Here is a 14,954-nt window from a genome sequence, read left to right on the forward strand (position 1 = left end):
CAATTATCACAATCAAACAACTTTTATATGCGACACGTACAATTACTGGCACTGGCATTCATGTGTCTTCTATCAAGTTGCAAAAAAGACAATGAACCAAAAGGCAAATCGGGCGATATCATCGGCAAGTGGAAGATCGAACGCAAAGAAGAAATCTGGGGAGTTAATGGCACACCTGAAAATAAAGCCGTTGATTGTGAGTGGGTGGAATTTGGAACGGATGGAGAATTTATAGAACGTTTTACAGGCGACTATCAAGTGGTTAGCAGATGGAGCCTGCTTGGCAACGGGAATTTGGAAATTACTGCCAGTACCAATATTCCAGGAAGCCCTGATGGCTTGATCATCAAGTCACTTTCAGATAAATCAATGCACTTGTATTATAAAGGATTGTTTGGATCGTTTTATACTGAAGTGACTTATAATCTCTATTTGGTCAGGTTATAACCTTAGCTTGTTACATGCAAAATGATATCTTTTCCGTCTTTAGCGACTGTTCTCCTAATATAAAAGCATTTCTATACTACCCTAATTTTCTCAAATGCAAATCATCTTAATACGAATGTCAATAAAGCGTGCTGGATAATAAGCTTGGGTTGGGATATTAAAATTTTAATGATGTTTCAAATTTAAACTATAAGTTATATGAATAGAAAATTTAAATTTTATTTCGTCTGCATTGTGTTGCTGTTTTCATCGTTATACGGCGTCGCCCAGAAGAAAAAAAATATGATTCAATATAAGCCAATTCTTATGGCCAATGTGGAGGAGGCCTTTCCTGTAGCGGCTATGATTATTAACGACTCATATGGAATAAATATCAATAAACTGGATTGGGGTGCAAAGGAAATGCTTTCGGGATACTATCAATATCGAAAAATATTGGGGGTGTACCGTTTCAGGTTTCGATTGACAATTGATTCGGACAATACGCTAAATGTAGAGGCCAAAGAAGTACAAACAACTGATGCTAAAGACAATTGGATGGATTATGTTGTAGAAAAAAGGGAAAGGGAAATTGTTGCAGAATTTGCAGAACAATTGAATCAAGCACTAAAAAAGCCCGATATAATAAAAAAGGCCCAGGAGCGCTTTTATACAGATTTAGACATAAATGCCTTATTCTTCTTTAGTGCAACTGAAGTTGCCGGAAAGCGATGGTTTGAAAATTTTATAAAAGGCAAAAGGGTAAATTGGAAGCTGACATTTGTGGATTTGACGGAAAACAAAAACTCCTCCTATAAATCCAAATATGTTGAGAACTATAATCTTGCGGTAGAGTTTATTAGTGGCGCTCAAACAAAATTTACAATAAAAAAATATACTGATTCAGATAAAAATGTAATGACTAAAAAAGGTAGTTCGGTTATAGTGGAAGGAACTTGTTTAAGCTTAAACTACAACAATGCATTCAATATTGTTTTGGTTGATTAGTTGAATGACTTTTATTAGAAATATGGATATAAATACAACCACGAGGGCTTCCAACCTTTGGAAGGTTGGAAGCCCCGCTTTATAATACTGTTACTCAGAGCGGATTTTACACTGGTGCAATAATTTTTTTCGGGCAGGGTGATGAGAACAGGTAGGTCACGGCTATTAAACGTATAGCAATACCAACGCAATGCATTAGGTATACAAATACCCTTAACTATGCTGGTATAATCTATGTGCAAAAAAGTCAGTTATGAAGAAAACAATTATTTATTTTACCGTACTATTTTCCCTTTTAACTACCGCAGCACTAAGCCAAACCAAAACCACAACCAAGCCTGCAGCAAAGCCAGCCGCTACGGCAAAAGGCGATGCCCTTACCAACAAAAGTATAATTGACCTCCACAAAGCAGGGCTGGGAGATGAAATTATTCTTACAAAAATTGCCCAGTCAAAATGCGCATTTGATCTTTCTACGGATGGACTTATTGACTTAAAATCAAAAGGCGTTTCGGCTGATGTTATAAAAGCAATGATGAATAAGAGTGAATCCGGGACAGGTAATTCCGCTATTAATACAGCAACTATAAAAGAGCCGGTCAAATCAAATAGTTCAGGCAAAACAGGCTCACCTTCTCCTGAATTAATGAACCACGTGTATGTTTACGATAAAAGTAATCAATCTGCAAAACCACTTGAAAAGTCTGTTGCCGGTATACGCACCAAACAAGGCATGTTTGGTGGCAGCGCTATGCTGCAGGTAGATGGTGCAAAATCTGCCGTTCAAATTGCTCCAGCAGAAACTATATCTTTTGTAATTAATACCGGAGGTGCCACGCTTCCTGAACTTACATTATACAAACTAAAGTCTGTAAAAAATAAAAGAGAAGTTGCAAGTATGAAAGTAAATTCTTTTAGCGGGGTTAAAACCGGGGAAGATGTGATCTCATTGAATATCTCCAAACTAAGTGAAGGGATATTTGAAGTTACTCCTGCAAAGAAACTGGAAAAGGGCGAATATTTTTTTACCGGGAAGCCGGCTGCCGGCGCCAATAGTATGGATGCATATACATTCGGGATAGAGTAGTAGAATATACTCCTGTTATCACATTACATTCATCATACGTCAAAAGCTTAATTTTTATGTTATACAATGCAAATAAGATACACTACCTATTGATTGTATCACTTCTTACCACATTCAGTGCAAGCGCTCAAACGGTAAATGATATACCAATCAAAGACATTGATGTTGAGTATATCCAGATAATAGGAACATCGAAGCCGTTTAGCAAAGGAGTTTCCATTCAGATTGATTTTGGGCAAAAAACTAAATTTTTTTCAACCGGTAAAGAAACCGTATTGAAAGACAAAGACGGGAAAATAATGGATTTTAATTCTATGATTGACGCTTTAAATTTTATGGCAAAGAATGGTTTTGAATTTGTGAATGCGTTTGCCATAGCAGTGAGTAATCAAAATGTATATCATTATTTGATGAAAAATATAAAGAATGAGTCGGAATAGGTTAAACTAAAAATCAAATTAACATTATTTAATTTCATAACCACTAAGCCAATTATGACTGCTGTTGATAAATACACCTTGATAATGCTGTCTGTTATTGCTTTAATATACGGTTGCTCAAAAGAAAAAGAGCCCGGAAACACAACCAATCCAACGGGGAACTGCAGAGTAAAAGAGGAAAACACGAGCGGAGAAATCCTGCAGCCCTACCGCACTGCTTACGAATTTAATAATGCAGGTTTTTTAACCAAAGAAAGTTATTTTAATAATGGTGATCTTACCTGGTATGAGGGTTACGAATATGATCAGAATGGTAAAATAACATCATGGTCGCAGTTTTCCCCGGGCGGACATATACGCGAAAAGCGTATCGCTTCCTATGGTACTGACGGGCGCATTTCAGGTTATACCAATATTCGTTGGGATGCATGGAGCATAGATACATCCTACTATTATTATGCTTATGAAGGCGATAAGTTTATTGGCTATACGCTTAGAGGTGCTGATACTACAAGTAAAATCATCAGGTACTACCAGGGTGGAAACCTCGTAAAAATGGAGTCGTTCAACGGTAATAATGAAATTGAAGAATATCAGATATATACTTATTCTGATGTCTTAAATAAAGAGTTTGAGCAGGAAAGTAATTTGGTACTTTTAAGCAGGGCACTTCCGAGTAAATATCTCCCGTCAACACGCAAGATATTTAATGTGGTCTTAGATAAAATTGAATATGATGAGTCATTTGGCTACATAACCAATTCGGAAGGATATGTTGTGGAAATGACGAATAAAACAACCAGGTATTTGGATACTCCGTATTCAAACCTGGAAGTTATTTCAACTACGAAATACACTTATCAATGCGATTAAATAGTGGAGAGATAAATTTTCAGATACGATATATCTAACATTTAAACAATCAAAACATGGAAACCAACATCAACCCAAACATTCAAAAATCAAACGCATTTGACTGGAAAGATTTTCTTTCATTTAAAACAATGATTACTTTAAAAGTTATTCAGATCATGTACGTGGTAATTGCTGCTATTATTACCATTGCAGGCTTCATTACTATGTTCAGCGGCGGTAGTCGTGGCGGTTATGGTGGCTATGGGTATGGTAGTTTGATGCCAGGTGGTTTTTGGGGAGGATTGCTGATGATTATTTTTGGAAACGTAATATGGAGAATATGGTGCGAATTGATCATTGTCTTCTTCCGTATCAATAAAAGTCTCAACAATATTGATGATAAAACCAAAGGTTAAACTGGAAGTATTTATCCTCGTAATTATTAAAATTTTCAATGTATGTGTTATTCATCCTGTAAAATTTATGCTTCCGTAGCTAAATGTTTATTATGGGTATTGCTCATTTTTATTGTTGCATGTAGTTCTGATCCTAAAACTTTGATAGTTAACCGATGGAAAGCTACGAGCGTACATGGAACTGAACAGGAAAAGGAAAAATGGGAAAAAAGATTTGAAAAAAAATCTTACGAGTTTGAATTTAAAGATAATGGTCAGTGCCTGATGTATGAAGGCGGGAGTTTAGAAACTGAAGCAAAATACACGCTGGCCACAGACAATAAGTCTGTCTTAATTACACAGGGAAATCAAAGCTATACATTACAGATCATATCTCTCAGTAAAGAAAAAATGGAAGCTGTTACCAAAGGTTTCATGGCGCCCAGAGATACTATCATTTATATGGCCCAGTAGTATTAGCCTTAAATCGCATCTATGTTTAAAAAGTGCGTAGCGTGTGTATTGTCTGCATTTTTGTTTATGCAGTTTTCTTATGGACAACGGACTGAAGCATTCACAGGGGTTTGGACGGGGAATGTTATACGTAATAACAATACAGCAGGTCGGTGTAAAGTATCGATCTCATCCATACATTCCGTGCAAACGTTTAATGTAAACAGTATAGGCAAATGCACGATTGAAATCGAATTATTCGATATGGTGGACAATCAGCGAAATACCAAACAGAATATAGAAGGGGAATATTTAAGATCGGGAGATACAAAAAATACAGAGCAGGTTTCTTTTAAAATATCCGTTCCTGATATTGAATACAAGCAACTGATTAAGGGTGAAATAAACTTTGCTTTTGAAGCAACAGGCGGGAAAATTGCTTTAACCGGAACCTTTTATCCTAACAATATATTTTCCAAAAAAAATTTCGGGGTTGAAAAATGGGTTCTTTTCAAAGACGATCAGGCTCGGTTGAAACCTGGAAGTGAGGATAAGATTAATGAGCATGCCGGCAGCGAGTCAACCGGTATTAGTTCTGTCCCAAAACCTGTTATTCCTGAACAACCTCCCGTGGATTACAATAATTTCAATATGGATACTACCTCCATAAACTATCAAGGTGTAACTAAAAAAATAGATGCCAGTCCGGTGGTGAATGAAAGCTTTATAAAAGCATCCCCTGATAACGAAATGGAAGCTGATTATTTTACAGTTGATATTGATGGTGAAAAACTCAAAGTAACTGCAACAGGTAAAGTGAGTATGAGGCATAAATCCGGAAAAATATCTAATGCCTCATTAAATATTAAAACCGGGAATGCTATTACGAATCTTTACGTTATGAAATACAGCACTGATATTATTTTGGGATATGAAGAATCAGATGGAGAAGATACCTACACGTATATTGCAAGACTGAGTTTTGCTACAGGACGTATCAAGTGGAAAACAAATATACCTGGGTTCAATTTAAAAGTATCATCGGGATCTAAGGATCAACAACCGTTTGTTTACATTACAACTTATGGTTTCATTGGTAAGTTAAACCCGGATACAGGCAAATTAATAAAGTAAAATACTAAACCCTATATTAAATTGTAGCATGATTTATTTGCTATAATAAAAAGAGCCGCAATTTTTTACGGCTCTTTTTCGATTTAACTGACTGTTGCTTTTTTTCCTCAAATCATCTAAAAAATATCTCTATTTCAAGTGTACTCTGAGCATCCAGGCGATTTTTTCATGCGCCCTTAAGTTGTCTGTAAGGAAATCAGATGTACCTACATCGTCATATTCCTCGTCTATCTTATCTATGGCTTCGCGTAAAAAGCGGATATGCGATTCGTGGTCTGTTGCCAGTATTTTCAGCATGTCCTTAGCGCTTGTGCCTTCTTCCATGTGCTCTTCAATGGTAGCTAATTCGGCGAAGCCCTGCAATGAACCAACCGCAAAGAAGCCAAGATTGCGTATCCGCTCTGCTACTTCATCAATAATTGCTTCCAGTTGCTTGTATTGGTTTTCAAACAATTCATGTAAGGGGCCAAAGTTTTCGCCTTCTACATTCCAGTGGAAATTGCGGGTTTTAAGGTATAATACATGCAGGTCTGCAAGGCAGGTTTGCAGCAGCATTGAAACATTCTTCAGGTTTTCAGCGCTTATGCCAATTGAAATCCGTTCGGCTTTGGTAGCCTTTGATTTTACAGCGAGTGTTTTTTCCATCGTATGATGTATTTAAATTTTTGAAAAATTAATTTAACCCTTTTACTGTAAATAAAATATCATGCCGGAGAAAGCTGTGGGCTGTCAGCAGTCAGCTATCAGGGGTCAGCCATCACTTCAAACTATAAACCACAAACCCTATACCTTTCACCTTTTCAATAAATTTATTTTCAATAATACTTGCACTTGCGATTTTATTTTGCAAGATTTGTTGCGGAACACTGATCTGTCTCTTACGGAAGCTGAATCATCCACTATCTTCTCCTGCTTCTATTAATCATTTATACAAAACCAGGTAACATGAGAAAAAATCAACTTGTTATACTCTTAGCTATTGCTATGATCTATTCTTCCTGTAAGAAAGAGATAAACATTGCCAGGCCAGGAACAGCCCTGCTGCATATGCCCAACCAGCAAAGAGGTTTTATTGTAATTGCAAAAGAAGGAGAGAATGTGGGCGCTATATCAACTGCAATACGGAGCCTAGGTGGAAAGGAATTGATGCTTAAAGATGTGATCAAAGACCTGGGGCTTATTATTGTTCAAACACCAAGCCCCGGTTTTGCTGAACGGGCAAGAAGCATTAAAGGAGTTGAAGCAGTAGCCGTAGATGTGATAACCAACTGGCGCCTGCCGGAGCGGTTTGAAAAGATCAGTAAAACACAGATAGCCACAGCCATCAAAGGCAAAAAGCCTGTTGTAAATAATAATCCATATAGTTTTTTGCAGTGGGGAATACAATCTGTAAACGCTGATAAAGCCTGGCAGAAGGGATACGGCGGAAAAGGAGCTAAAGTTGCGGTACTTGATGGCGGCTTTATATTGGGAGATAGTGAAATAGGAAAAAGCGTAATACTCACCCATAGTTTTATCGATGGGGAAACGGCTGCCTATGCTGCTCCTGCAGGCTTTAGTATAAGCCATGGAACACATGTTGCAGGTACTATAGCTGCCGCTAACGATGGTGAAGGCGTAATAGGTATTGCTCCTGAAGCAAAGCTGATACTGGTTAAAGTATTGAGTGATGAAACGGGTTCGGGACCATGGAGCAGTATGATCAATGGTATTTACTATGCCGCGGTAAATGGCGCGGACGTTATTAATATGAGCCTGGGTGGCGAGTTACCGAGAAAGGATTTTATTGATGACAATGGAACGCCTGATGATCTTAGTGATGATATGCTGGTTAGCTATAACAGGGACATTAAGCCGTTGATTAACGCTATGAACAGGGCAACAGTTTTTGCGAACCTGAAAGGCGTAACTGTATTTGCCGCCGCAGGTAATGATGGATACAATTATGATGTAGAGAAAGACTTTATTACATATCCTGCAAACTGCCTTGGTGTATTATCTATTGCATCTAATGGTCCATTGGGTTGGGGCTTTAACCAGGATACTACACTATATGTTCCTTCCATTTTTACCAATAGCGGCAGGAATTTTATTTCTTATGGTGCACCGGGCGGCAATTATGGCTGGCCTATTTCTAATGCCATTGCAACTGTAGGGGGAATTACTAACTATGAGTATGCATTTAATTTTGTTTTTAACATCGGTGGTATTGATGGCGATACCAATGATCTGTACTATGTATGGATGGCAGGAACAAGCATGGCAACTCCACATGCGAGCGGCGTTGCGGCGTTGTTATATGGTAAGTATGGTAAATACTGTTCTCCGTTTCTTGTTGACTATATTTTGAAAGCTTCTGCTAAAGATCTGGGCGCAGGCGGAACTGATCGTTTTTTTGGAAGGGGGCAGATTAACGCGGGGAAAGCGGTTTCATATTAACGAAATGATATAATGCTACGACGGCATGCATAGATAATATCAAAGAAGAATGAAATACGGATAGAACGGAGCGAAAGTTGCTTTTCTTTAATTTTTTTTGATTGTCAAATTTGATATTCAGTAAATAATACCACAAAACACACAAAGAAGGCACAAAGTTCCACAAAATACTTTGTGTCCCTTTGTGTTACCTGGTGGAAAAGAAAAGCCTGGTTTCACATTTTTTACACGTGTTTTATATAACAAAACTGTAAACCATTACTACACCTTACGCCTCCACCGCAGACCTCACTAAATCACCTGCCTTGCCTTCAATTCTATATACTTATTAATGGCGTTTATAGTTAGCTGTTGCGGCGTGGTAAGCAAAGAAAGTATACCATGCTGTTGCAGCTCTTTGGCAATAAGCCTTTTTTCAAAAGCGAATTTATCGGCAATGGTTTTGATATAAATATCTTCAAGGTTTTCCGCAGGTTTATCACGCAATTGCCTCAGCTCTGTATTTTCAAAAAATACAACCAATAATAAATGATGTTTTGCCAGCCTGCGCAGGTAGGGGAGCTGTCGTTGAAAGCTGGTTATAGATTCAAAGTTGGTGAACAATATTAATAAAGACCTGCTTTTAATTTTGCTATGCACATGGGCGTACAGCGCTTCAAAATCAGACTCGGCAAAATTGGTTTGCTGCCGGTATAGATTCTCTAAGATCATTTCCATCTGCATTCCTTTCCGGTCGGCAGGTAAAAATGTTTCCGGTTTGTTAGAAAAGGTAAGCAAACCTGCTTTATCATGTTTAAGCAAAGCAACATTTGCTACAACCAGCGATGCGTTGATGGCATAGTCCAGCAATGTTAAACCTTCAAAAGGCATCTTCATATTTCTTCCCTTATCTACCAGGCAATAAATATGCTGACTCTTTTCATCTGTATAGGTGTTCACCATAATATCACCCCGGCGTGCAGTTGCTTTCCAGTTCACTTTTTTATAATCATCACCTAATACATATTCTTTTATTTGTTCAAATTCAGTACTGCTGCCCAGTTTGCGCAGGCGGCGTACACCTGTTTCATTAAGCCTGTTGGTAAATGCCAGTAGCTGATAGCGCTTTAATTGCTGAAAAGACGGATAGGCAGGGATAACAGTATGCCGGTCAAAAATAATCCTGCGTTCTGCAAACCTCAGCGGGCTGGTAACAAATACATTGATAGCGCCGAAATGATATTCACCTCTTTGCAAGGGGCGTAATGTATAATTGATATGATGCTCACGCCCCCCTTTAATTACTGCTTTTCGTTTCCAGTTATATTGCTGAAACTGGAAAGGGAGCTCATCAATAATCACTACACGTGCTGTGAATGAGTAATTGTTTTGAAGGATAAGATGAACAGGATTTTCATCACCATTACTGAATCTTTCTGCGGTGTGCCTTTCTGCGTTAAAAGCATTACGCCTGCTGTACAGCACAAGTATGTCTATCAGTACAATAATACCAAGCAATAGTAAAGCAGCGATGGCTATATTATACAGCGGTTCCGCGAAAAACGAAATAATAAACAGCAAAACAATAGCGGCAAGCACGGTATATGTTCTGCGTGTAAGCTGTAATGAAAGATAAAAATTTCTTAGCCTCTTCAAAGTTTACCGGGGTATTTCTAATGAATGAATGATGTCTTTAATAACATCGTCTTCGGTTGCGCCTTCCATCTCTTTTTCAGGGGTAAGCATAATACGATGTCTTAAAACAGGTGTTGCTATTTCTATAATATCGTCAGGCGTAACAAAGTCGCGGCCCTGCATAGCCGCAATTGCTTTGGCCGCCATCATTATAGCCAGTGATGCTCTTGGTGAAGCACCAAGATAAATGGATTTGTGTGAGCGCGTTGATGTTACCAGCTTTGCAATAAACTGCAATAATTTTTCTTCAATCAATACCTGCCTTACCTGTTTTCTCAATTCGCTGATATGATGACCGGTAAGCACTTCTTCCATATTGGCAATAATATCTTCACTGGTTGCCTGGTGAAAGCGGGAGAGTATGCGTACTTCTTCATCTTCGGTAGGGTAGGGAACAGATATTTTAAACAAGAACCTGTCCAACTGCGCTTCAGGCAAACGGTAGGTACCTTCCTGCTCAACAGGGTTTTGGGTAGCCAGTACCATAAAAGGACGCTCCATAATATGCGAATAGCCGTCTACCGTTACCTGTTTTTCTTCCATCACTTCAAACAAAGCCGCCTGGGTTTTTGCCGGGGCACGGTTTATTTCATCTACCAACACTATATTCCCGAATATAGGGCCGCGTTTAAATTGAAAACCGCCTTCCTTAGGATTGAATATAGAAGTGCCCAGCACATCAGAAGGCATTAAATCGGGTGTGAACTGCACCCTTGAAAAATGCAATGCTATACATTTTGCAACAAGCCTTGCCGTTAATGTTTTTGCAACACCGGGCACACCTTCAATCAATACATGCCCGTCTGCAAGCAATGCGGCAACAATCAGTTTCACCATTTGTTCCTGCCCCACAATTACTTTACCTATTTCTGCACGCATTTTCATAACAGCATCATGCAATTGAGACAGGTCGGTGCGTGGCGTAAAAATGTTTTCTTCCATTATTAAGCGGTTTTATAAAATTTTTCAAGCAATTCATAAAATTCTGTTACCTGCTGATCATGTACAGCGGCTTCAGTATTTATAAAAGAGATATGATCAACAATTGATTGTATTAATACGGATGACACGCCTGATTTGCTGGCAAGCTTTGCTACAAACATGGCATCCATAGTGCCGGTATTTATTTTATAATGGCTGTATACATGCTCCGTAAAATATGCGCTCATTTTCCGGCAAATATTTTTATTGTCTCTTTTTTGAAAATATAATCTTCCGATTGTTTTTACAAATTCAAGCAAATCGTTTTTGTGCGCTGCAATACGCGGAATTTGCCGTTGGTTTCTTTTTAATCCCAGCAGCACAAATATGATCAATCCGGTTAAGGCAGTATAGATTGCTGCCCTGAATGCTTTTTGCTCCATCAATATCCTGAATGGTGAAGGCTCTTTTGGTTGATTGTATGCTGGTTTATGAATAAAGTATTCATCCCATGCTATTTTATCAATGCCCGGGGATATGGCTGACAATAACTGATCGTAATGCTGCATATTGTTTTTATGCAGCAAAAAATAATTACTGAATGTAAGCGGCGCACCATGAATATAAAAGCTGCCATCGCCTGCTTTTACGCGAAGCAACAGCGCACTGCTGTCCTGCAACCGCTCAAGTACATAACTCATTGTAGAATCAAAGGAGGTAAAATAGCTTAATACCCTTCTGCCGGGATACCGGTAATGATTTGTTTGCTGCGCAAAAGGAGGTTGCATGAGCCACACATCAAGCGTATCAAGTCCTGAACTGTTGAACTGGCCGAAACTACTAAAGTCGAATAGTGAATTAAAGTGAAAAAAATCCTGTGCGGTACTATTAAATTCATAGGAAGAGATAAATACATCATTGCCCCTGCTTACAAAATGAAACAGTTCACTCAGCTCATCCTCACTCGGATTGAACGTTTTGGTAAGAATAAATAGCGCCTGGTTGCTTGTGTCGTACGTTAAAACGCTGTCCTCCCATAGTCCCGGTGCTTTTTTGTTGAGTGTTATTTGAGATTGAGGAAATAAATGGCTTAGGTTATTATATGCCACATAAGCGCCGTAGGGTATTTTGTCTTTTTTGTTCAGCGTTATGCGTTGGTCAAAGCTTTTGCCACTGCCGCCTATAAGTAAGATGACAATCAAAAACAGCAATACTGCCCCGATAATATATGGTAGCGCTTTTTTCACCAGCTTACAGATGTTTGGTTATATACCTGCATAAACTCCTCCACAACATTATTGTATTGTTCCCGGGTAACGGCTATCTCCCCATACCATGCATATTCATAGTCGCGTGTAACTTTAAAAAATGTTGCATAAAATGGTTTGCTATATAATTGGGTAAGGTATTCCATATTTGTAGCATCATGTGTATATTTTATCAATTCGTGCTGCGACAACACTTTTAGTAAATGCAGGTAATGAAAGCGGATGGCTAAACGGTAATCCTGTTTTTGCTCAGCTTTTTGAATTTCAGCTTTAAGATCGGCTGCAAAAATATCTTCAACGTCGCCATCCTGTTTTGTTCTGGTAATTACCGGGCCTTTTGACGAGCCCCAGATATTCATATGGTTTTTTGACAAGAACCATACTACGGCAGCAGCAAAACACAGAATAATCAGTATCCATAAAAATGTACTGAAAGCATTATTATTTAAGAGTATTGCAAGCCATAATAAAAATTTTTCCAGCCACGACCCTGATTGCCGTTTTTTCTTTTCATGCAAATCTTTGTTGGCATACCAGAAATCATCATCATTCTTTAAATGCTCTGTAATTGAATCAGGAACCGCTCTCCACTTAAATACAGAAGAATCATATATGGAAGTCGTATCTTCTTTCCGGAGAAAGTAAAGCGTATCATCATAGTATTCATCATCCTCGTCATATACTGAATCGGTTAAACCCTTTGTAATGCTATCCAGGGTTTGTTCAATAGTATCTTTTACCGATAAAGGAATTGAATCTTCATCTTGCGCAAAGCATGGCGATGCTGTAATACAAAGCAAAAAGAGGAAAAGTGTGTATATATGAAATTTATGCACCGGCAATAGTTTCGGTGATTGTTTTCAACCTGCGTTGAACGCTTACCGGGTAAATAATATAATACCATATAATATATGACGCCGATGCCAGCAATATGAATGCACTGAGCCATTGCGGCATCGTATAATATCTTGTTATAAAGCCTTCAAAAAAAGCGGCAACAACAAAAACCGGTATAAGGCTCACCAATATTATAACACCATCTTTTGCCCCTCTCAAAAAAGCCTGCAGCCTGGTTCCTGTACCGGGAAACATCCATCCCTTTCCGAGCACAACACCGGCAGCGCCGGCAATAACTATAGCGCTAAGCTCAAGCGTGCCATGAATAAATACGGTAAGTATGGATTGCATGCCCAATCCTCTGGAAAAGAACAGGTATTCAAAAGCACCCAATCTTACACCCTCATTTAATAAAGATAAAATAACAGGAAAACACAATACAATGCCTCTTGCAAAATAGGTAAAGGAAACAAAAATATTGTTCAGCATAATACCAAGCCACATCATCAACTCATTTCCTTCAGCATATACGCCGAAGGGTTTCCCGTTTTCTATATTTTCTTCCGTCATATTTACATAGCTGTCGGTCAGCATTTCTCTTACAAAACTTTCATCATGCTTTGCCGAATAAAAGCCTACCGCAAAGAATATAATGAACAGTACTGCACAAAACAGTAAAACGCCATGATGCCTTCTGACCGTGAGCGGAACGGTATATTTCCAGAATTCGGTTATACGGTTACGGTCTTCTTTACGATTTTGGTAGATGCTCATATAAGTTTGCGATGCTCTGGCGTTTAAGTATCGCGTAACCCTGCTGTGAGGGTAAAAGGTTTTGGCATACGAAAGGTCATCTACCATCTGTGTGAACTCAACCGCCATTTCATCGGGGTCGTCAGCAGGAAGGTGTTGATTCTTCAGCCAGCGATCTTTGTTCTTTTTTATGAATAAGGCTTCGCGCAAAGGCAATTAAATTTGCTTCAATATAAATAAATACTTAACATCGTTTAATAACAGGGTAAAAAAAATATTATTGCACAGTAATGGGTAAAATTAATGTCTCCACCAGCTTTAATATAGACCTTGAATTTGAAGGCGCTCAGTTTCATATAAGAATGTTTGCATGGATACTTGATTTTATACTCCAGGTATTTTACATGGTCATTGTATCTAACCTGTTTGGGCTTTTTAGCGGAATAGCGAGTTCGGGGTATGATATATGGGCTTTCCGGTGGCTGATCATGCTGCCTGTATTTACGTATCACCTGTTTTGCGAAATATTGTGGAACGGGCAAAGTGTGGGAAAAAGGCTGCTCGGACTAAGGGTTGTGAATGATAATGGCGGAAAGGCATCATTAGGGCAATATATGATCAGGTGGTTGCTGCGTTCCTCTGATCTTACCTTACCGCTGATCATACTAGCCTTGATGTTTGGCGATATGGGGATATTAAAAGCCTTATGGATTACAGTGCTGATGTTTATTGCCGACCTTATTTTAATTGGTACCACCAAACAGGGGAAACGTTTGGGAGATCTTGCTGCAGGTACAATGCTGATTAATGTTAAGCCAAAGGGAGACCTTGAGGAAACTATTTTTATGGAAGTAGAGCAAGATTACGCAGCGTTGTTTCCGCAGGTAATGCGGCTAAGTGACAGGGATATTAATACCATAAAAGGCATTGTGGATACCGGCAGAAAAACCGGTAACTATCAAATGGTAGAAAATGCTTCTGTACGTATCAAGAATGTTTTAGGTATTGAAACAACATTGTCTCCGTTCGATTTCCTTGATACATTGCTGAAGGATTATAATTATTTATCTACAAAAGGGTAGGAGATGAGTTGTTTTTGCTTGCGCACGCAGTCCTTTCATCTGGAAGCAGGTTTTCCTTCACTTCACAACTGGTTAAAGTTACAGGTTAGCCCAGGTGGCCTGTAAAAATGCACAGGAGGCTGAACTTGTTATAAACTTTCCTTTAGTGCTGGTAGCAAAAACACTGTGCTCTCTTTATCTTT

The 14,954-nt window shown here is 38.7% G+C and carries 16 protein-coding genes; 10 read left to right on the forward strand and 6 right to left on the reverse strand.

Going from position 1 to position 14,954, the window contains the following annotated elements; genetic code table 11:
• The first annotated feature begins 27 nt into the window (after positions 1 to 27).
• The 8 genes from DC498_RS13110 to DC498_RS13145 all read left to right on the forward strand — a co-directional run bounded on the left by DC498_RS13110 (position 28) and on the right by DC498_RS13145 (position 5,798).
• The gene (locus DC498_RS13110; protein ID WP_133176844.1) at positions 28 to 447 is read left to right on the forward strand and encodes a hypothetical protein; all 420 of its coding nucleotides are present in this window, start codon (positions 28 to 30) and stop codon (positions 445 to 447) included.
• A gap of 198 nt (positions 448 to 645) precedes the next feature.
• A complete protein-coding gene (locus DC498_RS13115) occupies positions 646 to 1,434 on the forward strand; it encodes a hypothetical protein (RefSeq protein ID WP_133176845.1) in 789 nt (262 codons plus the stop codon).
• A gap of 253 nt (positions 1,435 to 1,687) precedes the next feature.
• A complete protein-coding gene (locus DC498_RS13120; RefSeq protein ID WP_116874627.1) occupies positions 1,688 to 2,521 on the forward strand; it encodes a hypothetical protein in 834 nt (277 codons plus the stop codon).
• Positions 2,522 to 2,577: 56 nt separating this feature from the next.
• Positions 2,578 to 2,961 carry a hypothetical protein gene (locus tag DC498_RS13125; protein WP_206197610.1) on the forward strand — a complete coding sequence of 128 codons (384 nt, stop codon included), beginning with the start codon at positions 2,578 to 2,580 and terminating at the stop codon, positions 2,959 to 2,961.
• Positions 2,962 to 3,015: 54 nt separating this feature from the next.
• Positions 3,016 to 3,834 (forward strand): hypothetical protein, encoded by an 819-nt coding sequence (locus tag DC498_RS13130; RefSeq protein WP_116874628.1) that lies wholly within the window; start codon positions 3,016 to 3,018, stop codon positions 3,832 to 3,834.
• 56 nt (positions 3,835 to 3,890) lie between these two features.
• Positions 3,891 to 4,232 (forward strand): DUF4282 domain-containing protein, encoded by a 342-nt coding sequence (locus tag DC498_RS13135; RefSeq protein ID WP_116874629.1) that lies wholly within the window; start codon positions 3,891 to 3,893, stop codon positions 4,230 to 4,232.
• Between the two features lie 42 nt (positions 4,233 to 4,274).
• Positions 4,275 to 4,685, forward strand: a complete 411-nt coding sequence (locus DC498_RS13140) for a hypothetical protein (protein WP_116874630.1) — start codon at positions 4,275 to 4,277, stop codon at positions 4,683 to 4,685.
• A 21-nt stretch (positions 4,686 to 4,706) separates the two neighbouring features.
• Positions 4,707 to 5,798, forward strand: a complete 1,092-nt coding sequence (locus tag DC498_RS13145; RefSeq protein ID WP_133176846.1) for a hypothetical protein — start codon at positions 4,707 to 4,709, stop codon at positions 5,796 to 5,798.
• A 129-nt stretch (positions 5,799 to 5,927) separates the two neighbouring features.
• Here DC498_RS13145 and DC498_RS13150 read toward each other — a convergent pair whose 3' ends face one another.
• Positions 5,928 to 6,443, reverse strand: coding sequence for a Dps family protein (locus DC498_RS13150; RefSeq protein ID WP_116874632.1), 516 nt, complete (start codon positions 6,441 to 6,443; stop codon positions 5,928 to 5,930).
• A 300-nt stretch (positions 6,444 to 6,743) separates the two neighbouring features.
• On the opposite strand from DC498_RS13150, the gene DC498_RS13155 reads away from it, so the two are divergent.
• Positions 6,744 to 8,237, forward strand: a complete 1,494-nt coding sequence (locus tag DC498_RS13155; RefSeq protein WP_116874633.1) for a S8 family serine peptidase — start codon at positions 6,744 to 6,746, stop codon at positions 8,235 to 8,237.
• Positions 8,238 to 8,528: 291 nt separating this feature from the next.
• On the opposite strand, the gene DC498_RS13160 is transcribed toward DC498_RS13155, so the two are convergent.
• From DC498_RS13160 to DC498_RS13180, 5 genes are read right to left on the reverse strand one after another with little or no spacing between them, the layout of a single operon-like run.
• Positions 8,529 to 9,872 (reverse strand): DUF58 domain-containing protein, encoded by a 1,344-nt coding sequence (locus DC498_RS13160; protein WP_116874634.1) that lies wholly within the window; start codon positions 9,870 to 9,872, stop codon positions 8,529 to 8,531.
• 3 nt (positions 9,873 to 9,875) lie between these two features.
• Positions 9,876 to 10,853, reverse strand: a complete 978-nt coding sequence (locus DC498_RS13165) for an AAA family ATPase (protein WP_116874635.1) — start codon at positions 10,851 to 10,853, stop codon at positions 9,876 to 9,878.
• A gap of 2 nt (positions 10,854 to 10,855) precedes the next feature.
• Positions 10,856 to 12,079 carry a DUF4350 domain-containing protein gene (locus DC498_RS13170; protein WP_116874636.1) on the reverse strand — a complete coding sequence of 408 codons (1,224 nt, stop codon included), beginning with the start codon at positions 12,077 to 12,079 and terminating at the stop codon, positions 10,856 to 10,858.
• Positions 12,076 to 12,936, reverse strand: coding sequence for a DUF4129 domain-containing protein (locus tag DC498_RS13175; RefSeq protein WP_133176847.1), 861 nt, complete (start codon positions 12,934 to 12,936; stop codon positions 12,076 to 12,078). The genes DC498_RS13170 and DC498_RS13175 overlap by 4 nt, the downstream gene beginning before the upstream one ends.
• Positions 12,929 to 13,900, reverse strand: a complete 972-nt coding sequence (locus DC498_RS13180; protein WP_116874753.1) for a stage II sporulation protein M — start codon at positions 13,898 to 13,900, stop codon at positions 12,929 to 12,931. Before DC498_RS13180 ends, DC498_RS13175 begins: the two co-directional genes overlap by 8 nt.
• 80 nt (positions 13,901 to 13,980) lie before the next feature.
• On the opposite strand from DC498_RS13180, the gene DC498_RS13185 reads away from it, so the two are divergent.
• On the forward strand, positions 13,981 to 14,772 hold the full coding sequence (locus DC498_RS13185) for an RDD family protein (RefSeq protein ID WP_116874638.1): 792 nt from the start codon (positions 13,981 to 13,983) through the stop codon (positions 14,770 to 14,772).
• Positions 14,773 to 14,954: the final 182 nt, after the last annotated feature.

This window comes from Terrimonas sp., assembly GCF_003075435.1.
GTDB lineage: Bacteria > Bacteroidota > Bacteroidia > Chitinophagales > Chitinophagaceae > Agriterribacter.